Raw genomic sequence first — 24,150 nt, forward strand, 5'->3', positions numbered from 1 at the left:
GGGCCGACGACCGCGAGGTCCCCTCGGGTCACGCGCGCTGCCGGCGCAGCACCGGGCGGACGAACAGGCCGATCAGCCAGGCGAACACCGCGAGCACGAAGGCGCCGACGATGCCCCAGCCGAACGAGTCGACGTCGAGCCCGAAGCCGAACGCCTCCGAGATCCCGGCGACGATGAGCAGCAGGACCGCGTTCACCACGAACGAGATGAGCCCGAGCGTCAGGACGTACAGCGGGAAGGCGACGATGCGGATGATCGTGCCGATGACGGCGTTGACGAGGCCGAAGACGAACGCCACGAGCAGGTAGGTCAGCACGGTGGCGACCGTGCCCTGGTCGCCGAAGGCGTGCACGGCGACACCGGGGACGATGAGCGTGGTGAGCCAGAGCGCGACGGCGTTGACGACGAGGCGGACGAGGAATCGCATGCACCCATGATGCCCGCGGGTCCCCGCGTGCGTGCCGGTAGCCTGGCCGGGTGAGCGAGCAGCGTGTGCACATCCGGCCCGAGGTCGCCGTCCTCCCCGCCTACAAGCAGGGCCGCCAGGCCGAGGCCTCCGCCTTCAAGCTGTCCAGCAACGAGAACCCGTTCCCGCCGCTGCCCGGTGTGGTGCAGGCCGTGCAGGCGCAGACCGCGTACAACCGCTACCCCGACGCCACGGCGCTCGCCGTCCGGGCCGCACTCGCCGAGCGCTTCGGCGTCACCGCGGACCAGGTCCACGTCGCACCCGGCAGCGTCGCGATCCTGCACGAGCTGGCGCGTGCGACCTCCGGCCCCGGCGACGAGGTCGTGTACGCCTGGCGGTCCTTCGAGGCCTACCCCGGCGTCGTCACCGTGGCGGGCGCCACGAGCGTGCCGGTGCCGAACCGTCCCGACGGCGGGCACGACCTCGACGCGATGGCCGCGGCGGTGACCGAGCGCACCCGCATGGTGATCGTGTGCTCGCCGAACAACCCGACCGGTCCGGTCGTCACCGCTGCCGAGTTCGCGTCGTTCATGGCCGCGGTGCCGCAGTCCGTCCTGGTCGTGCTCGACGAGGCCTACGCCGAGTTCGTGACCGACGCGTCCGCCGTGCACGGTCACCCGTTGCTCGAGCGGTACCCGAACCTCGTCGTGCTCCGCACCTTCTCGAAGGCGTACGGGCTGGCCGGCCTGCGGGTCGGCTACGCCATCGGTCCCGTGTACGTGCTCGATGCCGTCCGCGCGTGTGCGATCCCCCTCTCCGTGACGGCGCAGGGGCAGGCCGCCGCGCTGGCGAGCCTCGAGCGCGAGGACGAACTGCTCGAGCGGGTCGCCGAGATCGCCACGCTGCGGGACCGTGTCGTGGCCGACCTGCGCGAGCAGGGCTGGGCCGTGCCGGACGCGCAGGGCAACTTCGTGTGGCTGCCGACCGGGCCCGGCACCGCCGTCGCGGCCGAGGCGTTCGAGCGCGCCGGCATCATCGTCCGCGCCTTCGCCGACGAGGGCGTGCGCATCTCGATCGGCGAGCACGAGGCTGTGGGAACGCTCCTCGAAACGGCCCGCTCGCTTGTGGGGGACCTCCAGGTGGCCGACTGATGGCTGCCGCTACGCTGGCCCGCATGTCATTCCGCGCCGCGGCTCCCGCGACGACCACCGTCCGGCTCCTCGACCCCGAGGGGCGGTTCGTGGAGACCGACGAGAACGCCGAGTTCGCCGCCGCCGCGCGTGCGATCCCCGACGAGACGCTGCTCGCCATGCACCGCCGCATGGTGCTGACCCGTCGGTTCGACCACGCTGGTCACAACCTGCAGCGCACCGGCCAGCTCGGCCTCTGGGTGCCGAGCCACGGGCAAGAGGCCGCGCAGACCGGCTCCGCCTTCGCCCTGCGCGCCCAGGACCACGTGTTCCCGTCCTACCGCGAGCACGCCGTCACGATGCAGCGCGGCGTCGAGCCGATGGAGATCATCGCGATGTACCGCGGGCAGACCCACGGCGGCTGGGACCCGGACCAGCGCGGCAACACGCACATCTCCACGCTCGTGATCGGCTCCCAGACGCTGCACGCGACCGGGTACGCCCTCGGCCAGAAGCTCGACGGCGACGTCGGCACCGGCGACCCCGACCGCGACGCATGCTCCATCGTGTACTTCGGCGACGGCGCGACGAGCCAGGGCGACGTGAACGAGGCCTTCGTGTTCTCCGCGTCGACGAAGGCCCCCGTCGTCTTCTTCCTGCAGAACAACCACTGGGCCATCTCGGTCCCGGTGACGGTGCAGTCGCCGTCCCCGCTCGTCGACCGCCCGCGCGGCTTCGGGATCCCGAGCGTCCTCATCGACGGCAACGACATCCTGGCGTCGTACACCGCGTCGGTCGTCGCCACCGACCACGCCCGCAGCGGCCAGGGCCCGGCGTTCATCGAGGCCGACACCTACCGCATCGGCGCGCACACCAGCTCGGACGACCCGAGCCGGTACCGCGGCGACGACGAGCTGCAGGGCTGGGTCCGTCGCGACCCGATCGTCCGCTCCGAGGCGTACCTGCGCTCGAAGGGCGCGACGGACGAGCAGTTCGCCGCGATCGAGGCCGAGGGCGAGGACATCGCCGCCGACGTCCGCCGCCGCACGGTCGCGCTGACGCCGCCGTCGGTCGACGTCATGTTCGACAACGTGTACCGCGAGCCGCACCCGCTGGTCGCCGAGCAGAAGGCCTGGCTCGAACAGTACGAAGCCGGCTTCGAGGGGAGCGCCCACTAATGAGCACCACCGAGCAGCTCTTCGACTACACCCTGCGCTCCCACCCGGGCGCCGGCGAGGTCCCGAGCGACCCCACGCCGACCCTGCCGATGGCGAAGGCCCTCAACGCCGGGCTCGCCGCCGCGATGCAGGCGGACGACAAGGTCCTGCTCATGGGCGAGGACATCGGCCAGCTCGGCGGTGTCTTCCGCATCACCGAGGGCCTGCAGGAGCGCTTCGGCGCCGAGCGCGTCCGGGACACCCCGCTCGCCGAGTCCGGCATCATCGGCACCGCGATCGGCCTGGCCCTGCGCGGCTACCGCCCGGTGGTCGAGATCCAGTTCGACGGCTTCGTCTGGCCCGGGTTCGACCAGATCACCTCGCAGCTCGCGAAGATGGCGAACCGCCTGCCCGCGCACATGTCGCTGCCGGTCGTCATCCGGATCCCCTACGGCGGGCACATCGGCGCCGTCGAGCACCACCAGGAGTCGCCCGAGGCGTACTTCGCGCACACCGCGGGCCTGCGGGTCGTCAGCCCGAGCACCCCGAACGACGCCTACTGGATGATCCAGGAGGCCATCGCCTCGAAGGACCCGGTGGTCTTCCTCGAGCCGAAGTCGCGCTACTGGCCGAAGGGCCCGGTCGACCTCGTCGACGGCCACGTCCCGATGCACACCACCCGCGTCGCCCGCACCGGCACCGAGGTGACCCTCGTCGGCCACGGCGCGATGGTCGCCACGCTCATGCAGGCCGCCGAGCTCGCCGAGTCCGAGGGCACGAGCTGCGAGGTCATCGACCTCCGCTCGATCTCCCCGATCGACTGGGAGCCGCTGCTCGCGTCCGTCCGCAAGACCGGTCGCCTGGTCATCGCGCAAGAGGCCTCCGGCTTCGTCAGCGTCGGCAGCGAGATCGCAGCGACGGTCGCCGAGCGGGCGTTCTACACGATGCAGGCGCCGCCGCTGCGCGTCTCGGGCTTCGACATCCCGTTCCCGGTGTCGAAGCTGGAGCACCTGCACCTGCCGGACGCCGACCGCGTGCTCGAGGCCGTGGACCGCGCCCTCGCCTACTGACCCGACCCCCACCGAGCCCGACCAGATCCGCGAAGGAGCCGTAGTGGCCGCCGCCGAATTCCCCCTGCCCGACGTGGGTGAAGGCCTCACCGAGGCCGAGATCGTGCAGTGGCGCGTCGCGATCGGCGACGAGATCACGGTCGACCAGGTGCTGGTCGAGATCGAGACCGCGAAGTCGCTCGTCGAGCTGCCCTCGCCGTTCGCCGGCACCGTCACGGGGCTGCTCGTGTCCGAGGGCGACACGGTCGAGGTCGGCAAGCCGATCATCCGCGTCGACTCCGACGCGTCGGTCGCCTCCGGCGCGCCGGTCACGGCTCCTGCTGGTCCCTCGGGAGGCCCGGCACCGGTCGCCGACAGCGTCCCGGCCTCGCCGACGGTCGCGCCCGCCCCCGTGGCCGCGCCCGCCCCGGTGGCGCCGGTCGCGCAGACCCCGCCCGCTCCGGCGCCCGCCGCTGCTCCGGCCGCCGCTGCTCCTGCCGCCGCCGCTCCCACGGCTGCACCGGCCCAGCCGGTCGCGGTCGACGCCGCCGTCCAGGGCTCGGACGAGTCCTCCGGCGCCGTCCTCGTCGGGTACGGCTCCGCGACGTCGTCGCCCTCCCGCCGGAAGCCGGGCGCCCGCCGGGCCGCAGCGCTGGCGGCCGAGGCGAGCCGTGCCTCCAGTGCGGACGCCGCGGCAGCGGCCGAGGCGGCGACCGACCCGGGCGAGGCGAGCACCGCCGAGGCGATCACCGCCCAGGGCACCGCACCCGCACGCAAGCAGAGCGTCGCGACGAACGTGCTCGCGAAGCCGCCGATCCGCAAGCTCGCGAAGGACCTCGGCGTCGAGCTCACCGAGATCGTCGCCACGGGCCTGGCCGGCGAGGTCACCCGCGACGACGTCATCCGCCACGCGAAGCAGGCGAGCGTCTTCCGCAACATCGAGACGCCCGAGTGGGGCGAGGTGCGCAGCGAGACGATCCCGGTCAAGGGCGTCCGCAAGGCCATCGCGACCGCGATGACCACGTCCGCGTTCACCGCGCCGCACGTGTCGCTGTTCGTCGACGTCGACGCCACCCACACCATGGAGTTCGTCAAGCGGCTCAAGGCGTCGCCGACGTTCGCCGGGGTGAAGGTCTCGCCGCTGCTCATCGTCGCGAAGGCCGTCATCTGGGCGGTCCGCCGGAACCGGTCGGTGAACTCGACCTGGACCGACAGCGAGATCATCGTCCACCACTTCGTGAACCTCGGCATCGCGGCCGCGACCCCGCGCGGGCTCATCGTGCCGAACATCAAGGACGCGCAGGACATGTCCCTGCTCGAGCTCGCCCAGGCCCTCGAGCAGCTGACGATCACCGCCCGCGACGGCAAGACCACGCCGAAGCAGATGGCGAACGGCACGGTGTCGATCACGAACATCGGGGTGTTCGGCATGGACACCGGGACGCCGATCCTCAACCCGGGCGAGGTCGCGATCGTCGCCATGGGCACGATCAAGCCGAAGCCGTGGGTCGTCGACGGCGAGGTCCGCTCCCGCATGGTGACGACCATCGGCGCATCGTTCGACCACCGGGTCGTCGACGGCGACGTGGCGTCGCGCTTCGTGCACGACGTCGCCTCGGTGCTCGAGGAGCCGGCGCTCCTGCTCGACTGACGGGTCCGGCGCACGGGCCGCGCTGTGTGCGTGTGCGCGCGTTCGCGGTTCGTGAGCAGGAATGGTCGGGTGGCCCGCGGGCACTCGACCGTTCCTGCTCACGATGTGCCGACTCGCGGACTCGTCGCGTGGTGTTCACGCGGATGTCGGTGGGTCGCGGCATGATCGGTGCATGGTCCACCAGCTCCTGACCCCCTCGCAGGAGATCCGAACGGATCGCCTCCTGCTCACCGCGCTGTCGCCGGCCGACATCGACGACGTGCACGCGCTCTTCTCGGACGCCGGCACCTGGCAGCACCTGCCGTCGGGGCGGCACGTCGCCCGCAGTTCGAGCGTCGACATGGTGCAGCGGAAGATCGGCGGTCGGGCACGGCACGGGCTGGGGTCGTGGACGGTCCGGACCGCATCGGACCACGCGTTCGTCGGCGTCGGCGGTGTCGACATGACCGTGGGCGGGGTGTGGAACCTCGGGTACCGGCTGGCGCCGGCCGCGTGGGGCCAGGGCTTCGCCTCCGAGATCGCACTCGCCGCCGTCCGGGCCGCCGCCGAGACGGCGTGCGACGTCCCGGTGACGGGGCGCGTGCTCACGAACAACCCCGCCTCGGTCGCGGTGCTCCGTCGGGCCGGGCTGTCCCTCGTGTGGCAGGGACCCGCCAGCGTCCGCACCGAGCCCGGTGTCGAGGGCCAGGTCTGGGCGGACCGCGCCCTCTCCGACGCGCAGTTCGCCTGGCTCGTCGCGAACGCCTGAGCGCTCCCCGCGGCGCCGCGCGACGACGCCTGCATTGGCGTTCCCGGCATCCGTCGCTACTGTGATGGGAACTGGTCATGTCCGCGCATGACCACCCTGCAGACCAGCGACGGAGCACGAGGAGCCGATGACGTCTCACATCACCGAGGGTGCCGAGCCCAAGCACCAGCAACTGCGCCGGATCCTGCTCGACCTCGTGACGACGCGGCTCGCCCCCGGTGCGGCGATCCCGTCCGAGCGGCAGCTCATCACCGAGTACGGCGTCTCGCGGATCACCGTGCGCGAGGCCCTCGGACAGCTGGTCAACGAGGGCTACCTCGAGCGGGTCCGCGGCAAGGGCACCTTCGTGGCGCACCGACCGGTGCAGTCGACCCTGCACCTCGCGTCCTTCACCGAGGAGATGCGCGCGATGGGGCACGTCCCGACGACGGTCGTGCTCGTGCGCGAGGAACGCGTGCCGCCGAGCGACACGGTCGCGGCGCTGCGGCTCGACGCCGAGGCGTCGGCGTACCACGTGAAGCGACTGCGGATGGCCGACGGTGCCCCGGTGTCGATCGACGACGCGTGGCTCGTGGCCGACGCGTTCCCCGGGTTGCTCGACCACGACCTGTCCGGGTCCGTGTACTCGATCATCGCGACGGCGTACGGCACGCCGATCGACCGCGCGCAGCAGACCGTGGCGGCGAACCCCGCCGCGGACGACGTCGCGACGCTGCTCGGCACGAAGACGGGGGCTCCGGTGCTCGAGTTCGATCGGGTGTCCTACGCGGGGGAGCGCCCCGTGGAGCACACCCGCAGCTGGTACCGGTCGGACCGGTACCGCGTGCAGATGGAGGTCACCGCGACCCCCGCGGTCGCCTGAGTCCCCGGCCGGATACGCGAAAGCGACTGTGTGCCGCGAACAGTTCGCGGGACACAGTCGCTTCGGCAGGAAGAACCCGGGATGAACGGGTGGAGCCGGGTCAGACCTCGTACAGGGTGTCGCCGTCGCGCACCGACGTGCCCACCGTGCCCTGGTCGACGGTGTCCGGCGCGGAGCCGAGCACGACCACCGGGCAGACCGGCGAGTAGCCGGCCGCACTGATCACCGAGGGGGTGAAGCGGACGACCGGGTCGCCGGCCGTGACCGTCGCGCCCTCGGTGGTGAGGAGCTCGAAGCCCTCGCCCGAGAGCTTCACGGTGTCGATCCCGACGTGCACCAGGACGTCGGTGCCCGCGGCGCCCTGCAGCGCGAAGGCGTGCGGGTGCAGCTTGACGATGGTGCCGTCGACCGGGGCGACGGCGGTGATCGCACCCTCGACACCGGTCGGGTCCACCGCGACGCCCGCTCCGACGAGCTGGCCGGCGAACACCGGGTCCGGTACGTCGGCGAGACCGACGACCGGGCCGGCGAAGGGGGTGCGGACCGAGGTCACAGCTCGTCCTGGATGTCCTGCGCGAGGTTGTCGGCGACCGTGCCGACGATGACCTGCCAGCCGGTGCCGCCGCCGACGACCGCCTGGGCGCCCGCGGCCTGCAGTGCGGCCTTGTCGACGAGGTCGCCGTCCTCGACCTCGACGCGGAGGCGCGTGATGCAGCCCTCGACCTCTTCGATGTTGTCGGCACCGCCGAGCGCGGCGATGATGTCGGCTGCCTTGATGTCGGCCATCGTTTCCTCCTCGTTAAGGGTTTTCGTACCAGGTTGACACGGGACCGGTCTCGGATCAGACTACGGAACTGGTCATGACCGGACAGGACCGGGCCTGGCGACACCGCCGAGGTTACCTGCGCCGGCTGCGCGACTCAACTCACCCCGACAGCTCCACCCGATGACGAGAGGAACTCCGATGAGCGCCACCACTGCCACGGACGTGCCGGAGAAGAAGAAGCCGAAGAAGCAGTCGAAGTTCTTCGCACAAGCCCAGCGGCTCGGCCGGAGCTTGCTCCTGCCGATCGCGGTCATGCCTGCCGCTGGCATCCTGAACCGCATCGGCCAGCCGGACCTGCTGGGCGCGATCCCCGGGTTCGAGACGGGCGCCGGGGTCATCTCGGCCGCCGGCCAGGCGATCTTCACGTGGCTCCCCTTGCTCTTCGCGGTCGGCATCGCGATCGGCTGGGCGAAGAAGTCCGACGGCACCACCGCGCTCGCTGCCGTCGTCGGCTACATGGTCATGTACCAGGTGTTCGCGGTCATGTCCCCGGTGGTGCTCGCCGGGGTCAAGGACTCGAGCGGCAACCAGGCCACCATCAACTTCGGTGTCCTCGGCGGCATCGTGATGGGTCTCGTCTCCGCCGTCATGTGGGAGCGGTTCCACCGGACGAAGATGCCCGACTTCCTCGGCTTCTTCTCGGGCCGCCGCCTCGTCCCGATCCTCACCGCGGCCGCGGGTCTCGTCATCGCCGTGCTGATGTCGTTCATCTACCGCTACTTCGACATCGCCCTCACCGCGGCAGGCCAGGCCGTGGCCGACAACGCCGTGCTCGGTGGCGGGGTCTTCGGGTTCGCGAACCGCATGCTCATCCCGGTCGGCCTGCACCAGCTGCTCAACTTCTTCCCGTGGTTCCAGCTCGGCAGCTTCACGAGCGCAGCCGGCGACGTCGTGCACGGCGACATCCCGCGCTTCCTCGCGGGCGACCCGACGGCCGGCATCTTCCAGACCGGGTTCTTCCCGATCATGATGTTCGCGCTGCCCGCCGGTGCCCTTGCGATCTGGCGCAACGCCAAGCCGCAGAACCGCAAGCTCGTCGGCGGCATCATGATCTCCGCCGCGCTCACCTCGTTCGTCACGGGCATCACCGAGCCCCTCGAGTACTCGTTCATGTTCGTGGCGTTCCCGCTGTACATCATCCACGCGCTGCTCACCGGCACGTCGCTCGCCCTCGTGAACGCGCTCGGGATCCACGACGGCTTCTCGTTCTCGGCCGGTGCGATCGACTACGTGCTCAACTTCGGCAAGGCGGACGGGGCGATCTGGCTCATCCCGATCGGCCTCGGCTACGCGGTGGTCTACTACTTCCTGTTCAGCTTCGTGATCAAGAAGTGGAACCTCCGCACGCCCGGGCGTGAAGAGGACACGATCGCCGAGAACACGATCGACGCGGCCACCAAGCCGTAGACGTCACCACCTGACGGACGGGCGCACCCCGCGTAACGGCAACGCGAAGCGTTGCGCGGGGTGCGCCGACCGAGCCTGCGAGGGAGGGGTGCCAGCTGGCACCGGGCCTCCCGTCCGTCCGTACGCACGTTCCTTCCCATCGCGCGTGGCGTAGGAAGCCGAATCGCGCGTAGGTGGCCAGAACTTCGGCCTCACCACGCGCGGAACTGCTCACCATGCGCGGAACAGCACCCGGCGCGCTGGGTTGGTTTTGACAATCGTTATCAGGAAGCAGTAGCGTCGGGGGCATGCAGAAGCGCCTCCTCGCCCTCCCGCTCGTCGCCGGTGCCGCCGCACTCGCCCTGGCCGGGTGTGCGTCCCCCTCGACGTCCGGAGACGCCGGTGACGGCGACGGGAAGATCGCCGTCGTCGCCTCGACCAACGTCTACGGCTCGATCGTCGAGTCCATCGGCGGGGACCACGTGTCGGTCACGAGCATCCTCGACGACCCGTCGCAGGACCCGCACTCGTTCGAGTCGAGCGCCCGCACCCAGCTCGCCGTGTCGAAGGCCGACCTGCTCATCGAGAACGGTGGCGGCTACGACGACTTCATGACCACGCTCGCCGACGCCTCGGACACGAAGGCCGACACGATCAACGTCGTGGAGCTGTCCGGTCTCGACCAGGGTGGCGACGCGGAGTTCAACGAGCACGTGTTCTACAGCTACCCGACGATGGTGAAGCTCGTGGCCGACGTCACGAAGCGCCTCTCCGCGCTCGACGACGGGGAGCAGGACACGTTCGAGCGGAACGCCGACGCGCTCACCACGAAGCTGCAGGACCTCGAGTCGCAGACGGCCGACCTCAAGAAGCAGTACGACGGCGACGCCGTGGCCTACACCGAGCCGGTGCCGGGGTACCTGTTCGACGCGATCGGCCTCGACAACGAGACGCCGGAGGACTTCGCCGAGGCGATCGAGGAGGACGACGACGTCCCCCCAGCGGCGCTCCGCGACACCCTCGCACTGTTCACCTCGGGTGACGTCAAGCTGCTCGCCTACAACGACCAGACGTCGAGCCCCGAGACCGAGCAGGTCAAGCAGGCGGCCGAGGACGCCGACGTCCCGGTGGTCGGTGTCACGGAAACGCTCCCCGAGGGGCAGGATTACATCTCGTGGCAGCAGGGGAACATCGACGCGGTGCAGGCGGCACTCCAGAAGTGACGACCACGACCGCACCAGCGGAGACCGACGGCCCGGCGACCACCACGGTGGACGACCGGGCCACCGGCCGTCCGGTCCTGACGCTCCGCGACGCCGGGCTGTCGTACGGCGCGCGGCGGCTCTGGGACCACCTCGACCTCGACGTCGCCCCGGGCGAGTTCGTGGCCGTGCTCGGCCCGAACGGTGCCGGCAAGACGTCGCTGCTCCGGACCGTGCTCGGGCAGCAGCGGCTGACGAGCGGCACGATGTCGTTCCTCGGCCAGCCGGTCGGCCGCGGTCACCGCCGCATCGGGTACATCCCGCAGCAGCGCCTGATGGAGTCCGGCACCCCGCTCCGCGCACGCGACATGGTGGCGCAGGGCGTGACCGGGCACCGCTGGGGCGTCCTGCCGGCGTCCCGGGCCGACCGCGCCCGCGTGGACCGGATCCTCGACGAGGTCGGTGCCACCGACTTCGCCGACGCGCCCGTCGCGGAGCTCTCCGGCGGCGAGCAGCAGCGCACCCGCGTCGGCCAGGCGATCGCCGCCGACCCGGCACTGCTGCTGTGCGACGAACCGCTCATCTCGCTCGACCTGCGGCACCAGCGCGGCGTCACCGAGCTCATCGACCGCCAGCGCCGCCAGCAGGGCGCGGCCGTGCTGTTCGTCACGCACGACGTCAACCCGATCCTCGACGTCGTCGACCGCGTGCTCTACATCGCCGGCGGACGCTTCCGCATCGGCGCACCCGACGAGGTGCTGCGCGCCGACGTCCTGAGCGACCTGTACGGCACGCCCGTCGACGTCGTCCGCACGATGGGACGCATCGTCATCGTCGGTGCCAACGACGCGCACGACCACCACTGCGACCCCGACCCGCACGCGCCGGCGTCGGACGAGGGACGGATCTGATGGACCTGCTGTCGACCGTCTTCTCGTTCCAGGACTACGGCGAGCTGCTCGTGCTCGTGCAGAACTCGATCTGGGCGGGCGCGGTGCTCGGCATCGTCGGCGGGCTCATCGGGCCGTTCGTCGTCGCCCGCAACCTGCCGTTCGCCGTGCACGGCATCTCGGAGCTGTCCTTCGCCGGGGCGAGCGCATCGCTGCTGCTCGGCGTCAACGTCGTCTCCGGCTCGCTGGTCGGGTCGGTCGTCGCCGCGCTGCTCATCGGGCTGCTCGGCTCGCGGGCGCGCGACCGGAACTCGATCATCGCCGTGCTCATGCCCTTCGGGCTCGGCCTCGGGATCCTCTGCCTGGCGCTCTACAAGGGCCGGGCCGCGAACAAGTTCGGGCTGCTCACCGGGCAGATCGTCTCGGTGGACAACCCCCAGCTGACCTTCCTCGTCGTCGTCGCGGCGGTCGTCGTGGCGACCCTGCTCGTCATCTGGCGCCCGCTCATGTTCGCGTCGGTGGACCCTGACGTCGCCGCCGCCGCGGGCATCCCGGTGCGCACGCTGGCGATCGTCTTCATGCTCGTGCTCGGGCTCGCGACGGCGGTGTCCGTGCAGATCGTCGGCGCACTGCTCGTGCTCTCGCTCCTCGTCACCCCCGCGGCCGCGGCCCTGCGGCTCAGCTCGCACCCCGTCGTCGTCCCCGTGCTGTCGACGGTGTTCGCCGTGGTGTCGGTCGTCGGTGGCATCCTGCTCGCACTCGGGGGCGGGTTGCCGATCAGCCCCTACGTGACGACGATCTCGTTCGCGATCTGGGTCGTGTGCCGGATCGTCGGCGCGCGGCACGACCGCCGTGGGCGCGACCGCACCGCCGGCCGTGACCGGCGTGGCGGGGGTGCGCCGGGCCTCCCGTCCGGGGTGAGCGGAACCGGAAGGTCAGCCGAAACGAAGGTGGGTGCGTCAGCATGAACGCCGTGCAGAAGGTCAAGCGGAACACGTGGCAGCGCGAAGCGGTGCGCGGCGCCCTCGACTCCACCGAGGGCTTCGTCAGCGCACAGGCGCTGCACCAGCACCTGCGGGACGAGGGCTCCACGATCGGCCTCGCGACCGTCTACCGTGCCCTGGCCGACCTGGCGACCGAGGGGGACGCCGACTCGCTCCAGCAGGACGGCGAGTCGCTCTACCGGGCGTGCACCACCGACACCCACCACCACCACCTCATCTGCCGGAACTGCGGACGCACCGTCGAGATCGAGGCGGCCCCCGTCGAGCAGTGGGCGCAGGACGTCGCCGCCGCGAACGGGTTCACCAACGCCAGCCACGTCGTCGACGTCTTCGGCGAGTGCGCGGTGTGCACGGCGGCACGCACGGCACCGGCCGGCGGCGAGTAACCTCCGCGCCATGCACGTCATCCTGGTCCCCGGGTTCTGGCTCGACGCGAGCGCGTGGGACGAGGTCGCCCCACTGCTGCTGCAGGCCGGCCACACGGTCGAGGCGGTCACCCGCGACGGCGACACCCTGGACGAGCAGGTCGCCTCGCTCGTGGCGCGGCTCGACGACGTCGCCAGCCCGGAGGAGCCGGTCGTGCTCGCCGGGCACTCCGGGGCGGGGCCGATCGCGTACATGGCCGCCGACCAGCGACCCTCGCTCGTCGCGCACCTGCTCTACGTCGACACGTTCCCCGGGCCGGCCGGGGGCTGCGTGAACGACGAGCTGCCCGTCGTCGACGGTGTCGTGCCGCTGCCGTCGTGGGACGTCTGGGAGCCGGCGACGCTGCGCGGGATGACCCCGGCCTTGCGCGAGGCCTTCGAGCACCGGGCGATCGCGGAGCCGGCGGCGGTGCCGTCGGACCGGTTCCACTACGCCGACGCGGCCCGGCACACGATCCCGGCGACCGTCATCACGTGCGAGATCCCGGCGACCGAGCTCGCCACGATGGTGGCCGACCACCAGGTCTGGGCCGAGGAGCTCGTCGCGACCGAGGAGCTCGAGATCCTCGGGCTCGACACCGGGCACTGGCCGATGTTCTCGGCGCCGCACGAGCTCGGCGAGCTCATGGTGCGCGCCCTCGCCGCGCGGGGGTAGGGCGCGGCGAGGGCGCGCGGCGTGCGCGCCTGCGTCCGCCGCGGCGCCCGCGGCCGCCGCGGCCGCCCACGCGCGCCCGCGCCCGCTCGCCCGCGCCCGCCCGCGGCCGCCCGCGCCCGCCCGCGGCCGCCCGCGGCCGCCCGCGGCCGCCCGCGCCCGCTTGGTGAGCAGGAACGGTCGCCTCGCGCGCGCTCACTCGACCGTTTCTGCTCACGATCGCGGAGCCGCGCTCGCGACCACGCGGCGGCGGCGCCCACACCCACGCGGCGGCGCTCCCGACCACGCGGCGGCCGCGCTCCCGCCCACACGGGGGCGGTGGCGGCGACCCCACGGCGGCGTGAGCGGTCCTGGCCAGCCGCGCCGCGCCTCCCGGCCCGGAGCCCCGGCTTGCGACACGCCCGGTGCTCGCGTAACGTTGCCCCCTGGTCCTCCGCGCTCGCGCGGTGCGACCCGTTGTTCCAAGCCCTCCGACCGTCGCGAACGCCGCGGTCGCGCGGTGCTCGTCCCCCTTCGACAGGGGTGCCGGGCCTGGGCGGTGCGCACAACCCCCTCGCGACGTCACCCCGGTGATCGAGCGCGTGTGCACCAGGCAAGTGAACTTGGGTGCGGCCGTCCGGTCGCACGGTACCTCAGGAGGAAACCATGGCAGCAGTGTGCCAGGTGACCGGAGCCACCCCCGGCTTCGGACACAACATCTCGCACTCGCACCGCCGGACGAAGCGTCGCTTCGACCCGAACGTGCAGAAGAAGACGTACTACGTGCCCTCGCTTCGTCGTAACGTCACGCTCACGCTCAGCGCGAAGGGCATCAAGGTGATCGACGCACGTGGCATCGAGTCCGTCGTCAAGGATCTCCTCGCCCGTGGGGAGAAGATCTGATGGCCAAAAAGGGTCAGGACATCCGTCCGATCATCAAGCTCCGCTCGACGGCGGGCACCGGGTTCACGTACGTGACCAAGAAGAACCGTCGGAACAACCCCGACCGTCTCGTGCTCAAGAAGTACGACCCGGTGATCCGCAAGCACGTCGACTTCCGTGAGGAGCGCTGAGTCATGGCGAAGAAGAGCAAGATCGCGAAGAACAACCAGCGTGCCGAGGTCATCGCGCGCTACGCCGAGCGTCGTCTCGAGCTGAAGAAGGCCCTCGTGGACCCGAACGGCACCGACGAGTCGCGTGAGGCCGCCCGCGTCGGCCTGCAGAAGCTGCCCCGCGACGCGTCGCCGGTCCGCTACCGCAACCGCGACGCCATCGACGGCCGCCCCCGTGGCCACCTCGGTGAGTTCGGCATCAGCCGTGTCCGCTTCCGCGACATGGCCCACCGTGGCGAGCTGCCCGGCATCACGAAGAGCTCCTGGTAAGCAATCGCTTGTTGAACGCCCCGTCACCTCGGTGACGGGGCGTTCGTCGTGAGTGGGGTACAACGGCGCAACTCTGGTCACATCAGCCCCTCCGGACCCGCGACAACCCCGGAAATCCGGGCGAGTCGGAGGTGTTCGTCCGATGTGGCTGGTAGGTTCAACTCCGGTTCCGCCGGGCCCTCGGCCCACTGGCACCGTGGCACGGGGCAACCGCTCCGGGCGCCGGACGGCTCGTCCGTCCGACCGATACTGCAAGAAGTCCGAGGAGGACATCCATGGCTGACAAGTCACTGAACCGCACCGAGCTCGTCGCTGCCGTCGCCGCCGAGTCCGGCCAGAGCCAGGCCACCGTCAACGGCGTCGTCGACGCGCTCTTCTCCGTCGTCTCGTCGTCCGTCGCCGACGGCACGAAGGTCACGATCCCCGGTTGGATCGCCTTCGAGAAGACGCACCGCGCCGCCCGCACCGGCCGCAACCCGCAGACGGGTGACGCCATCGAGATCGCCGCGAGCGACTCGGTCAAGGTCAGCGCCGGCTCGAAGCTCAAGGCTGCGGTCAAGTAGGACTCGTCCGCGCATCGGGAGGGACGGCTTCGGCCGTCCCTTCCGTCGTTCCCGGGGTCGGGTCGCGCAGGCCCGGCCCCGCGGGTGCATCCCGTCGGTCGGGAGGCCCGCCCCGCTCTCCACAGGTCGGCCCGCCCCGTTCGGCGGCCGGGTGGGCACCGCCTAGGCTTGACGGGTGAATCGGATCGCGCGCACCGCCGGTCCCGCCGTGCTGCTGCTCGTCGGGTTCCTGTCGCTGCTCGTCGCGCTCGTCGTCGGGGGCGGCGCCGACGCCGCGCTCATCGCCGACCCGGGCGCCGTGGTGCGGTTCGGGCTGCCGATCGCCCGGCTCGTCGTGGACCTGTCGGCGTCCCTCGCCATCGGCGGGCTCGCCCTGGCGACCATCGGGCTGTCCCGCACCGGACCGGAGTGGAACCGCGCGCTCGACATCGCCGCGGCCGCCAGCGGGGTGTGGGCGGTGTCCGCCGCCGTCGCGACGTTCTGCACGTTCCTCAGCGTCGCCGGTTCTCGGATCAGCTTCGACGAGCAGTTCGGCCAGTCGATGGGCGTGTTCCTCACCGGCACGGACCTCGGTCTCGCCTGGCTCGTCACGGTGCTCATCGCCGCGGTCGCGACCGTGCTGTGCTTCGCCGTCCGTTCCCGTGGCATGGTCGCGGTGACGGCCGGGGTGTCGCTCATCGGCCTGCTCCCGCTCGCGCAGCAGGGCCACGCCGCCGGGACCGCGAGCCACGACGCCGCCGTCACGGCGCTCGGCCTGCACCTGGTCGGCGCCGCACTCTGGGTCGGTGGGCTGACCGCCCTCGTGCTGCTCCGCGGGGTCGTGCCGGGGCACCGGCTCGGGGCCGTGGTCTCCCGCTACTCGAGCGTCGCCCTCGGCTGTTTCGTGCTCGTCGCCGTGTCGGGCGTCGCGTCGGCGCAGATCCGCGTCGGGGCACTGTCGAACCTGGCCTCGCCGTACGGCGCGCTCGTGCTCGTCAAGACCGGCGCGATCGTGGCCATCGGGGTCATCGGCGCCGTGCAGCGCCGACGGACCATCCGTGCGTTGACCGCGACGCCCGCCCGCCGTCGGCCGTTCTGGACCCTCGTGCTCGTCGAGCTCGCCGTGATGGGCATCGCGTCCGGGTTCGCCGCGGCCCTCGGGCGCACGGCGACCCCGATCGACCAGATCGCGCCGAGCAAGACGGCCGACCCGAGCCCCGCCGAACTCCTGACCGACGACCCGCTGCCGCACGCCCCCGGCGCCTGGGGGTGGCTCACCCAGTGGAACATCGACCTGTTCTGGCTGATGGCCGCCGTGCTGCTCGCGCTGACCTACGCGGCCGGGGTCGTCCGGCTGCGCCGCCAGGGGACGGCCTGGCCGGTCCGGCGCTCGGTCGCCGCGGCCGTCGCGCTCGTCTCGCTCGTCGTCGCCACCTCGGGGTCGCTGCACCAGTACGACCGGTTCCTCGTCTCCGCGAACGTCGGGGCGCACGTCGTGCTCGGGCTCGTCGTCCCGGCCCTGGTCTGGGCCGCCGCGCCCGTGGTGCTCATCCGGGCCGCCGTGCACCCGCGCGACGACGACAGCACCGGCGTCCGGGAGTGGACCGGCATCCTCGTCGACAACGCCGCCGTGCGGTACCTCGTGCAGCCGTTCCCCGCGTTCGTGCTGGCCGCTGCCGTCTGGTGGGCGTTCTACGCGACCGACGCCGTCCGGTGGTCGGTCAGCGACTCGACCGGTCGGACCGTGCTCGACGTCGTGTTCCTGCTCGTCGGGCTGCTCGCCGTACCGACGCTGCTCACCCCGGTGCCGGTCGGCCAGCAGCGGCCCACGCGTGCCGCGGCGGTGGTCCGGATCGTCGGCGCCGTGGTCGTCGCCGCCGGCACCGTGTCCCTCGGCATCGCGATGCGGGGGCCGCTCGGACTGCTCCAGGCGTCGTGGTTCGGTGCGATGGGGCGGTCCTGGGGGCCGGACCCGGTCGTCGACCAGGCGCGGGCCGGTCTGGTGCTCGTCGTGACGGGGATCCTGCTCGTGCTGACGGTCGTGGTCGTGGTCGCCGTGCGGCTCCGCGGGGCTGCGGAGGCGGTGGGTACCCGTGCGGGCGCGGGCGCGGTTGCGGACGCGAGCTCGGTCGCGGGTGCTGCTGCCGGTGACGACGGCGTCGACCCTGAGCCCGTGCCGCACCCCGCGACGGGCATCGCGCCCCGTTCTGCCGGGGCGCAACGACCGCCAGCGGGCGCCGACCTCGACGACGACATCGGCCACGGCCACGGCCATGGACACGACTCCGACCCCGACCTCGACTTCGACGACGGCAGCGACGATCTCCCGGCCGGCCACGCACTCGACGGTGGTGACGGGGTGGAGGCGACGCGTGCCTCCCGTCCGGCTCCCGACCACGGGGCGGAGCCGCGGTGAGCGTCGAGCTGAGCGACGAGCAGCGCGCCGTCTTCGAGTACATCGAGCACACGCGCGACCACGTGTTCATCACGGGTCGCGCGGGCACGGGCAAGTCCACGCTGCTCAACCACCTGTCGTGGAACACCGAGAAGCAGGTGGTGATCTGCGCGCCGACCGGCGTCGCCGCGCTGAACGTCGGCGGGCAGACCATCCACTCGCTGTTCCGCCTGCCGATCGGGCTCATCGCCGACGCCGAACTGCGGCAGGGGCCGGACACCCGCAAGCTCCTCAACACCATCGACACGCTCGTCATCGACGAGGTCTCGATGGTCAACGCCGACCTGCTCGACGGCATGGACCGCTCGCTGCGCAAGGCCCGCGGCCGCCAGTTCGAGGCGTTCGGCGGCGTGCAGGTCGTCATGTTCGGCGACCCGTACCAGCTGCCGCCCGTGCCGGGGGACGCCGACGAGCGTGCCTACTTCACCGACCACTACCGATCGATGTGGTTCTTCGACGCGAAGGTCTGGCTCGAGACGAAGCTCAACATCATCGAGCTCGCCACGGTGCACCGGCAGCGGGACGACGCCTTCGCCGCGATGCTGACCGCGGTCCGACACGGTCGGGTCACCGCCGAGATCGCTGGGCAGCTCAACACGGCCGGGGCGCGACCGGCCCCCGACGACGCCATCACCCTGGCCACCCGGAACGACACGGTCGCCCGGATCAACAAGGCCGCCCTCGACCGGCTGCCCGGCAAGGTGAAGACCGCGAAGGCCGACGTGAACGGCGACTTCGGTGGGCGGAACTTCCCGGCTGACGAGGCCCTCGAGCTCAAGCCCGGCGCCCACGTGATGTTCCTGCGCAACGACGCCGACCAGCGCTGGGTGAACGGCACGCTCGGCATCGTGACGGCCATCCGCGACACCGTCTGGGTCGACGTCGACGGCGAGTCGTTCGAGGTCCAGCCGTCCGTGTGGGAGAAGTTCAAGTACTCCTACGACGCCGACAAGAAGGAACTCAAGAAGGACACCGTGGGTGAGTTCCAGCAGTTCCCGCTGCGGCTCGCCTGGGCGGTCACGATCCACAAGTCGCAGGGCAGCACGTACGACCGGGCCGTCGTCGACCTGGGCAACCGGGTGTTCAGCGCCGGGCAGACGTACGTCGCGTTGTCCCGCCTGACGTCGCTCGAGGGGCTGTACCTCACCCGGCCGCTGCGCCCGCAGGACATCATCGTCGACACCGACGTGCGACGGTTCATGTCCGAGGCGCCCCGGATCGTGGCGACCGCGCTCGAGGCCCCGAAGCGGACCGAGCCCGACGCGGACTGACCCGGAGCCGCCGACCGGTCACGCCGACCCGTCGGAACGCTGTCGAGCGGTCCCTCGTCGGTGCTCTGGGCTTCGCCGGCACCGGGGCCGAGCCAGCCTTCGCCGACTCGCTGGCCGCCGGACGGACGAAGACGCCCGCCTGCCGGTGCGGCAGACGGGCGTCGTGGAAGTGGTGCGTCAGGCGCGAGCGGATGCGCGGATCGCGCGCAGGTTCTCCTTGTCGGCCCCGACCGCGGTGAGCAGCAGGACGACACCGACGATCGCGTGGAAGACGTTGTCCGTCGTGTTGAGCGCGAAGACGTTGGCCGAGGTGTCGACGAACACGAAGCCGTACACCGCGAACACGACGAGCAGGGCGCCGACGAGCAGGTTGCCGTTCCGGGAGCCGAGGGTGTTGCCGAGGCCGGTGATGAGCAGCACGACGGCCAGGAGCACCCAGACGAAGCAGAGCGCCGGGTTCACGCCGAACGCGTTCCACAGCATGCCGCCCTGGCGGTTGAAGAAGCCGGGGTCGCCGTCGGCGGCGAAGAAGAAGCCGAGGCCGCCCCAGAGTGCGAGGAGCGAGCCGGCCGTCAGCGCGAGACCGCGGTTCGGCGAGGCGGTGATGCCCGGTTCCTTGATGGCCACTTCGGTCTCCTCCTGGTACAGGGTGGTCGCACCGGACGTGCCGGCGAGGGGAGCCGGTGCGTCCGCCCGTGGTGCACGAGCGGTGCGGCCGACGGATCCGGAGGAGGCTTGCCCCCCGTTCACAGGCGCGGACCGGCGGACCAACGGTATCGTGTCGGACCCCGACCGTCCGAATCGTCCCCGAGGGACGAGCCGCACGAGGAGGCCGATGATCGCCACACCGAGGAGGACCACGCCGGTGACCCGAACGCCCGAACGCAGCGCGCCCGAGTCGCGCGGACCGACGGTCTCACGACGGTTGCGGTGGGGCGTGGTGGCGGCTCTGGGGTTCGTGATCGTGCCTCTCGTCTACGTGGCGGCGGTGCTGACGCCGGTGGGGCAGCGGGCCGAGGACGCCGCTCTGGGCGGGGTCCGGGACTCCGACCTGTTCGGGTCGGACACTGCGCTCAACGTCATCTCGGTGCCGGTGATCTCGTTGCTCGTCGTCGTGATCGTCGCCGTGGCGTTCGCTCGGCGGCGGCTGGCGGTGGGGCTCGGCGCCGCCGCCGTGGTGCTCGCGTCGGCGGCCACCTCGACGCTCGTCAAGCGTATCGCCGTGCGCCCGGAGATCGCTCAGTCGACGACCCCGAACTCGTACCCTTCCGGGCACGCCACCGTCGCCCTGGCGGCGTTGTTCGCGGTGCTGCTGGTGACCCCGCGGCGCTTCCGTCCGGTCGTCACGGTGGTCGGCGCGGCGTACGCGGTGTTCGTGGCCAACCAGACCGTCGTCTACGGCTGGCACCGGGTCAGCGACATCGTCGGCGCGTGTGCGGTCGCACTCTGCTGGCTCGGACTCGTGCGGGCCTTCGGGCCACGGGTCGACCGTGGCGAACGCGGTGACCGGGACGGCCGTCGGGGTCCGCGCCGGGTCGTGAGCGTCCTGCTGCTCGCCGCCACCGGGGTCACCCTGGCGGTCGGGATCGCAGCGCTCGTCGTCGGTGTGACCGGAGGCGGCGCGTACGACCACGAGGCGATCCTGGTGGCGGGGCGGATGGCCTCGAGCGCGAGCGTGCTGGCCGTGGTCACGGTGGTGTGGTTCCTCGACGGGATGCACCACGCCGCGCGTACCGACCCGGACACGTTGCCGACCGCGGGCTGACCCGGGGAGCCGGGACGGGCCTCCAGGCCGACCGACCGGGCCCATCGGCGGACGCGAGCCTGGCGGGAATGCCGCGCCGTGCGGTACGTTGTACTGAGCAAGTCGATGCAAACGCATCGATATCGCGGAAGGCGGCACATCATGCAGTTCGGCATCTTCACGGTCAGCGACGTCACGACCGACCCGACGACCGGCACCACGCCGGACGACACCCAGCGCGTCCGGGACATCCTGACGATCGCGGAGCACGCCGACCAGGCCGGCCTCGACGTCTTCGCGACCGGCGAGCACCACAACCCGCCGTTCGTGGCCTCGTCGCCGACGACCCTGCTCGCCTACCTCGCGGCGAAGACGAAGGACATCACCCTGTCCACGTCGACGACCCTCATCACCACGAACGACCCGGTGCGCATCGCCGAGGAGTACGCGATGCTCCAGGTGGTCTCCGACGGCCGCATGGACCTCATGATGGGCCGCGGCAACACCGGCCCCGTCTACCCGTGGTTCGGGCAGGACATCCGCCAGGGCGTCAACCTGGCGATCGAGAACTACGCGCTCGTCCGCCAGCTGTGGGAGAACGACGTCGTCAACTGGCAGGGCAAGTTCCGCACGCCGCTGCAGGGCTTCACCTCGACCCCGCGCCCGCTCGACGGCGTCCCGCCGTTCGTCTGGCACGGTTCGATCCGCACGCCGGAGATCGCCGAGCAGGCCGCTTACTACGGCGACGGCTTCTTCCACAACAACATCTTCTGGCCCATCCAGCACACCGAGCAGATGGTCGGCCTGTACCGCCAGCGCTTCGAGCACTACGGCCACGGCCGTGCCGACCAGGCGATCGTCGGGCTCGGCGGGCAGTTCTTCGCCCGGAAGAACTCGCAGGACGCGATCAACGAGTTCCGGCCCTACTTCGACAACGCCCCGGTCTACGGCCACGGCCCCTCAATGGAGGACTTCACCGCCCAGACCCCGCTCACCGTCGGCTCCCCGCAGCAGGTCGTCGACCGCTACGCGGCGATGAAGGACCACGTCGGGCACTACCAGCGCCAGCTGTTCCTCATCGACCACGCCGGCCTGCCGCTCAAGACGGTGCTCGAGCAGATCGACATCCTGGCGACGGACATCGTGCCGCAGCTCCGACAGCTGAACGACGAAGGACGCCCGGCGGACGTGCCCTCCGACCCGCCGTCGCACGCCTCGCGTGCCGCCGCGGCGCTCGCCGCCGGCACGGTCGGCAGTGACCACGTCGCCGCCGAGGACGAGTGGACGGGCGCGTCCGTCTGACGTCCTCCTGCTGAGCAGCAGCGGTCGGGTCACCTCGGGTGGCCCGGCCGTTGGTGCGTCCAGGCGCGCGCGGGCGGGCGGGGGCGGGCCGGCGCGTGCCCGCCGTGGGGTTTCATCCCATCGCGGCTGTCCTGGGAAGGCGTTTCGCGCGTAGGGAGCAGGAACGCCTGACTTCCTACGCGCGGATAGCCTCACCATGCGCGGAACCACTGCCCGTGCGCGGTGGTCGCGACCGGTGACGGGCGGGAGGCGCGGCGCGGGCTGGCATCGGGCCTCCCGTCTGGCGCGAGCGGACGTTCTCACCCATCGCGGCTGTCCTGGGAAGGCCTTTCGCGCCTAGGTGGCAGGAACGCCTGGCTTCCTACGTGCGGATCACCTCACCACGCGCGGAACTGCTCGCCGTTGGCGGTGGTCGCGACCGGCGACGGGCGGGAGCTCGGCGCACGTCCCGTGCCGGGCCTCCCGTCCGGCGTGCGCGGACGTTCTCACCCATCGCGGCTGGAGTGGGAAGGCTTCCCGCGCGTAGGTGGCAGGAACGCTTGGCTTCCTACGCGCGAATGACCTCACCATGCGCGGAACTGCTACCCACGCATGGAACTGCTGCCTACGCGCGGTTCTGCTCCCCAGGCCCAGGCCCAGGCCCAGGCGCAGGGCCGCGCGGGGGAGCAGGGCGGGCCGGGACGAGCTTCAGGCCGACGACGCAGCCGACGATGCCGGCGATGAACAGCACGCGCAGGGCGGTCACGGGTTCGGCGCCGGTGGCCATGCCCCAGATGACGGTGAGGGCGGCGCCGGTGCCGGTCCACACCGCGTACGCCGTGCTGATCGGGATGTGGCGCAGGACGTACCCGAACGCGACGAGGCTCACCACGATGGTGATCGCGAAGACCAGGGTCAGGCCCGGGCGGGTGAAGCCGTCGCTGCGGCCGAGCGCGGTCGCCCAGACGGTCTCGAGCACCGCGCTGACGAACAGGACGATCCAGGCCACGTCAGCTCACCACCTTCAGGCCGACGACGCAGGCGACCAGGCCGAGTACGAGGCCGATGCGGGCGAGGGACGCGGCCTCCTGCCGCCGGAGGACGGCGACGACCACGGTCAGTGACGCACCGATGCCGACCCAGACGGCGTACGCGGTGCCGACCGGGATCGACCGCATCGCGAACGCCAGGCCGACCATGCTCGCGACCATGCCGGCGACGAACACGATCGTCGGGACGACCTTCTTGAAGCCGTTCGAGGCGCTCAGTGCGGTGGCCCACACGGCCTCGAGGACGCCCGAGAGGACGAGGACGACCCATGCCATGACGAATCCCTTTCGTGCTCGATCCGTGGATGTCGTACGACTGTGCGACATCGGCGCCCACGGTAGCATGAAGTCGTACGATCGTGCGAGTATGAGGTGTGGCCAGGAGCATCGACATCGAGGACCGGCGCCGGGTGGTCTCCGAGGCCGCCTGCCGGGTGCTCGCCGAGGACGGCCTCGGCGCCCTGAGCGTCCGGAACGTGTCGGCAGCGGCGGGCCTGCCGCCGAGCACCGTGCGCTACGTCTTCCCGACGCAGGCGAGCATGCGTGAGCACACCATCACCCTCGTCTTCGACCGGATGTGCGAGCGCATCGAGGCGCTACCTGCCGACCTCCCCGCACCGAAGCGGGCGCGACGGATCGTCGTCGAGCTGCTGCCCCTCGACGCCGAACGCGTCATCGAACTCGACGTCTACCTCGCCCTCGGCAACGCGGCCCTCACGGACGCCGCACTCCGCCCCACGCTCGACGGCGTCGTCGGCCAGGTGCGGGCGTGGTGCGAGGAGGCCCTCGGGTTGCTCGGCGTCCCGCCGCGAGACCACGAGTACGAGGCGCGCCGGTTGCACGCGCTCCTCGACGGACTCGCGATGCAGGTGGTGCGGCTCGCCCCGGGGGAGTCCGGCGTCTGGGCGATCGACGTGGTCGACCGGCACCTCACGGAACTCGCCCCCGCCTGATTGCGACGTTCCGTCCCATCGCGCCTGACATGGGAAGCCTTTTCGCGCGTAGGGGGCCCTTCTTTCCTGCTGCCCACGCGCGATTCTTCTTCCCACGCGCAGTTCC

General features: G+C 71.6%; 27 protein-coding genes. 21 read left to right on the forward strand and 6 right to left on the reverse strand.

Going from position 1 to position 24,150, the window contains the following annotated elements; translation table 11 throughout:
- Nucleotides 1–28: 28 nt before the first annotated feature.
- Nucleotides 29–427: a phage holin family protein gene (locus DEI99_RS01580; RefSeq protein ID WP_111043154.1), complete on the reverse strand. Its 399-nt coding sequence runs from the start codon at nt 425–427 to the stop codon at nt 29–31.
- 50 nt (nt 428–477) lie between these two features.
- Here DEI99_RS01580 and DEI99_RS01585 point away from each other — a divergent pair, with 50 nt between their 5' ends.
- The 6 genes from DEI99_RS01585 (at nt 478) to DEI99_RS01610 (ending at nt 7,003) form a co-directional block, all read left to right on the forward strand.
- Nucleotides 478–1,557, forward strand: coding sequence for a histidinol-phosphate transaminase (locus tag DEI99_RS01585; RefSeq protein WP_111043155.1), 1,080 nt, complete (start codon nt 478–480; stop codon nt 1,555–1,557).
- A gap of 23 nt (nt 1,558–1,580) precedes the next feature.
- A complete protein-coding gene (locus tag DEI99_RS01590; protein ID WP_071253148.1) occupies nt 1,581–2,714 on the forward strand; it encodes a thiamine pyrophosphate-dependent dehydrogenase E1 component subunit alpha in 1,134 nt (377 codons plus the stop codon).
- A gap of 89 nt (nt 2,715–2,803) precedes the next feature.
- Entirely contained in the window at nt 2,804–3,763 is a 960-nt protein-coding gene (locus DEI99_RS01595) for an alpha-ketoacid dehydrogenase subunit beta (RefSeq protein WP_071253213.1), read from the forward strand.
- A 43-nt stretch (nt 3,764–3,806) separates the two neighbouring features.
- Nucleotides 3,807–5,393 (forward strand): dihydrolipoamide acetyltransferase family protein, encoded by a 1,587-nt coding sequence (locus DEI99_RS01600; protein ID WP_284180914.1) that lies wholly within the window; start codon nt 3,807–3,809, stop codon nt 5,391–5,393.
- A 172-nt stretch (nt 5,394–5,565) separates the two neighbouring features.
- Nucleotides 5,566–6,141, forward strand: a complete 576-nt coding sequence (locus tag DEI99_RS01605; RefSeq protein WP_181434555.1) for a GNAT family N-acetyltransferase — start codon at nt 5,566–5,568, stop codon at nt 6,139–6,141.
- Between the two features lie 127 nt (nt 6,142–6,268).
- Nucleotides 6,269–7,003 carry a GntR family transcriptional regulator gene (locus DEI99_RS01610; RefSeq protein WP_071253142.1) on the forward strand — a complete coding sequence of 245 codons (735 nt, stop codon included), beginning with the start codon at nt 6,269–6,271 and terminating at the stop codon, nt 7,001–7,003.
- A gap of 100 nt (nt 7,004–7,103) precedes the next feature.
- On the opposite strand, the gene DEI99_RS01615 is transcribed toward DEI99_RS01610, so the two are convergent.
- Nucleotides 7,104–7,556 (reverse strand): PTS sugar transporter subunit IIA, encoded by a 453-nt coding sequence (locus DEI99_RS01615; RefSeq protein ID WP_111043119.1) that lies wholly within the window; start codon nt 7,554–7,556, stop codon nt 7,104–7,106.
- Complete coding sequence (locus tag DEI99_RS01620) at nt 7,553–7,789, reverse strand: PTS sugar transporter subunit IIB (protein ID WP_071253138.1); 237 nt, start codon at nt 7,787–7,789, stop codon at nt 7,553–7,555. The genes DEI99_RS01615 and DEI99_RS01620 overlap by 4 nt, the downstream gene beginning before the upstream one ends.
- Nucleotides 7,790–7,967: 178 nt before the next feature.
- On the opposite strand from DEI99_RS01620, the gene DEI99_RS01625 reads away from it, so the two are divergent.
- From DEI99_RS01625 to DEI99_RS01680, 12 genes are all read left to right on the forward strand, one after another.
- Entirely contained in the window at nt 7,968–9,236 is a 1,269-nt protein-coding gene (locus DEI99_RS01625; RefSeq protein WP_111043118.1) for a PTS transporter subunit EIIC, read from the forward strand.
- Between the two features lie 287 nt (nt 9,237–9,523).
- Nucleotides 9,524–10,438: a metal ABC transporter solute-binding protein, Zn/Mn family gene (locus tag DEI99_RS01630; RefSeq protein WP_111043117.1), complete on the forward strand. Its 915-nt coding sequence runs from the start codon at nt 9,524–9,526 to the stop codon at nt 10,436–10,438.
- A gap of 47 nt (nt 10,439–10,485) precedes the next feature.
- Nucleotides 10,486–11,328, forward strand: coding sequence for a metal ABC transporter ATP-binding protein (locus DEI99_RS01635; protein ID WP_111043121.1), 843 nt, complete (start codon nt 10,486–10,488; stop codon nt 11,326–11,328).
- Complete coding sequence (locus tag DEI99_RS01640) at nt 11,328–12,275, forward strand: metal ABC transporter permease (RefSeq protein ID WP_111043116.1); 948 nt, start codon at nt 11,328–11,330, stop codon at nt 12,273–12,275. The genes DEI99_RS01635 and DEI99_RS01640 overlap by 1 nt, the downstream gene beginning before the upstream one ends.
- Nucleotides 12,272–12,697 (forward strand): Fur family transcriptional regulator, encoded by a 426-nt coding sequence (locus tag DEI99_RS01645; protein ID WP_071253130.1) that lies wholly within the window; start codon nt 12,272–12,274, stop codon nt 12,695–12,697. Before DEI99_RS01640 ends, DEI99_RS01645 begins: the two co-directional genes overlap by 4 nt.
- A 10-nt stretch (nt 12,698–12,707) precedes the next feature.
- Nucleotides 12,708–13,391, forward strand: a complete 684-nt coding sequence (locus tag DEI99_RS01650; RefSeq protein ID WP_111043115.1) for an alpha/beta fold hydrolase — start codon at nt 12,708–12,710, stop codon at nt 13,389–13,391.
- 642 nt (nt 13,392–14,033) lie between these two features.
- A complete protein-coding gene (gene rpmB / locus DEI99_RS01655; protein WP_022903747.1) occupies nt 14,034–14,270 on the forward strand; it encodes a 50S ribosomal protein L28 in 237 nt (78 codons plus the stop codon).
- Nucleotides 14,270–14,440, forward strand: a complete 171-nt coding sequence (gene rpmG / locus DEI99_RS01660; RefSeq protein ID WP_017886456.1) for a 50S ribosomal protein L33 — start codon at nt 14,270–14,272, stop codon at nt 14,438–14,440. Before rpmB ends, rpmG begins: the two co-directional genes overlap by 1 nt.
- Nucleotides 14,441–14,443: 3 nt before the next feature.
- The gene (gene rpsN, locus DEI99_RS01665; RefSeq protein ID WP_111043134.1) at nt 14,444–14,749 is read left to right on the forward strand and encodes a 30S ribosomal protein S14; all 306 of its coding nucleotides are present in this window, start codon (nt 14,444–14,446) and stop codon (nt 14,747–14,749) included.
- Nucleotides 14,750–15,024: 275 nt separating this feature from the next.
- Nucleotides 15,025–15,312, forward strand: a complete 288-nt coding sequence (locus DEI99_RS01670; RefSeq protein WP_017886454.1) for an HU family DNA-binding protein — start codon at nt 15,025–15,027, stop codon at nt 15,310–15,312.
- A gap of 175 nt (nt 15,313–15,487) precedes the next feature.
- Complete coding sequence (locus DEI99_RS01675) at nt 15,488–17,707, forward strand: bifunctional copper resistance protein CopD/cytochrome c oxidase assembly protein (protein WP_111043133.1); 2,220 nt, start codon at nt 15,488–15,490, stop codon at nt 17,705–17,707.
- The gene (locus tag DEI99_RS01680) at nt 17,704–19,017 is read left to right on the forward strand and encodes an ATP-dependent DNA helicase (RefSeq protein WP_111043132.1); all 1,314 of its coding nucleotides are present in this window, start codon (nt 17,704–17,706) and stop codon (nt 19,015–19,017) included. The genes DEI99_RS01675 and DEI99_RS01680 overlap by 4 nt, the downstream gene beginning before the upstream one ends.
- Nucleotides 19,018–19,194: 177 nt before the next feature.
- Here DEI99_RS01680 and DEI99_RS01685 read toward each other — a convergent pair whose 3' ends face one another.
- Entirely contained in the window at nt 19,195–19,644 is a 450-nt protein-coding gene (locus DEI99_RS01685; protein ID WP_181434557.1) for a DUF4383 domain-containing protein, read from the reverse strand.
- 208 nt (nt 19,645–19,852) lie between these two features.
- Here DEI99_RS01685 and DEI99_RS01690 point away from each other — a divergent pair, with 208 nt between their 5' ends.
- Nucleotides 19,853–20,782, forward strand: coding sequence for a phosphatase PAP2 family protein (locus DEI99_RS01690; RefSeq protein WP_284180915.1), 930 nt, complete (start codon nt 19,853–19,855; stop codon nt 20,780–20,782).
- A 141-nt stretch (nt 20,783–20,923) separates the two neighbouring features.
- Nucleotides 20,924–22,063, forward strand: coding sequence for a CE1758 family FMN-dependent luciferase-like monooxygenase (locus DEI99_RS01695; protein WP_111043129.1), 1,140 nt, complete (start codon nt 20,924–20,926; stop codon nt 22,061–22,063).
- A 604-nt stretch (nt 22,064–22,667) separates the two neighbouring features.
- Here DEI99_RS01695 and DEI99_RS01700 read toward each other — a convergent pair.
- Together DEI99_RS01700 and DEI99_RS01705 are read right to left on the reverse strand one after the other, a co-directional pair.
- Nucleotides 22,668–23,051 (reverse strand): DMT family transporter, encoded by a 384-nt coding sequence (locus DEI99_RS01700; RefSeq protein ID WP_111042212.1) that lies wholly within the window; start codon nt 23,049–23,051, stop codon nt 22,668–22,670.
- 1 nt (nt 23,052) lies between these two features.
- The gene (locus DEI99_RS01705) at nt 23,053–23,367 is read right to left on the reverse strand and encodes a DMT family transporter (protein WP_071253114.1); all 315 of its coding nucleotides are present in this window, start codon (nt 23,365–23,367) and stop codon (nt 23,053–23,055) included.
- A gap of 98 nt (nt 23,368–23,465) precedes the next feature.
- On the opposite strand from DEI99_RS01705, the gene DEI99_RS01710 reads away from it, so the two are divergent.
- On the forward strand, nt 23,466–24,044 hold the full coding sequence (locus tag DEI99_RS01710) for a TetR/AcrR family transcriptional regulator (protein WP_258369469.1): 579 nt from the start codon (nt 23,466–23,468) through the stop codon (nt 24,042–24,044).
- Nucleotides 24,045–24,150: the final 106 nt, after the last annotated feature.

Source organism: Curtobacterium sp. MCLR17_036 (genome assembly GCF_003234445.2).
Taxonomy (GTDB): domain Bacteria; phylum Actinomycetota; class Actinomycetes; order Actinomycetales; family Microbacteriaceae; genus Curtobacterium.

Coding starts and splice junctions, on each gene's coding strand:
- DEI99_RS01580 (WP_111043154.1), bottom strand. CDS start 427: ATGCGATTCCTCGTCCGCCTCGTCGTCAACGCCGTCGCGCTCTGGCTC.
- DEI99_RS01590 (WP_071253148.1), top strand. CDS start 1,581: ATGTCATTCCGCGCCGCGGCTCCCGCGACGACCACCGTCCGGCTCCTC.
- DEI99_RS01595 (WP_071253213.1), top strand. CDS start 2,804: ATGGCGAAGGCCCTCAACGCCGGGCTCGCCGCCGCGATGCAGGCGGAC.
- DEI99_RS01605 (WP_181434555.1), top strand. CDS start 5,566: ATGGTCCACCAGCTCCTGACCCCCTCGCAGGAGATCCGAACGGATCGC.
- DEI99_RS01610 (WP_071253142.1), top strand. CDS start 6,269: ATGACGTCTCACATCACCGAGGGTGCCGAGCCCAAGCACCAGCAACTG.
- DEI99_RS01620 (WP_071253138.1), bottom strand. CDS start 7,789: ATGGCCGACATCAAGGCAGCCGACATCATCGCCGCGCTCGGCGGTGCC.
- DEI99_RS01625 (WP_111043118.1), top strand. CDS start 7,968: ATGAGCGCCACCACTGCCACGGACGTGCCGGAGAAGAAGAAGCCGAAG.
- DEI99_RS01630 (WP_111043117.1), top strand. CDS start 9,524: ATGCAGAAGCGCCTCCTCGCCCTCCCGCTCGTCGCCGGTGCCGCCGCA.
- DEI99_RS01640 (WP_111043116.1), top strand. CDS start 11,328: ATGGACCTGCTGTCGACCGTCTTCTCGTTCCAGGACTACGGCGAGCTG.
- DEI99_RS01645 (WP_071253130.1), top strand. CDS start 12,272: ATGAACGCCGTGCAGAAGGTCAAGCGGAACACGTGGCAGCGCGAAGCG.
- DEI99_RS01650 (WP_111043115.1), top strand. CDS start 12,708: ATGCACGTCATCCTGGTCCCCGGGTTCTGGCTCGACGCGAGCGCGTGG.
- rpmB (WP_022903747.1), top strand. CDS start 14,034: ATGGCAGCAGTGTGCCAGGTGACCGGAGCCACCCCCGGCTTCGGACAC.
- rpmG (WP_017886456.1), top strand. CDS start 14,270: ATGGCCAAAAAGGGTCAGGACATCCGTCCGATCATCAAGCTCCGCTCG.
- rpsN (WP_111043134.1), top strand. CDS start 14,444: ATGGCGAAGAAGAGCAAGATCGCGAAGAACAACCAGCGTGCCGAGGTC.
- DEI99_RS01670 (WP_017886454.1), top strand. CDS start 15,025: ATGGCTGACAAGTCACTGAACCGCACCGAGCTCGTCGCTGCCGTCGCC.
- DEI99_RS01690 (WP_284180915.1), top strand. CDS start 19,853: ATGATCGCCACACCGAGGAGGACCACGCCGGTGACCCGAACGCCCGAA.
- DEI99_RS01695 (WP_111043129.1), top strand. CDS start 20,924: ATGCAGTTCGGCATCTTCACGGTCAGCGACGTCACGACCGACCCGACG.
- DEI99_RS01705 (WP_071253114.1), bottom strand. CDS start 23,367: ATGGCATGGGTCGTCCTCGTCCTCTCGGGCGTCCTCGAGGCCGTGTGG.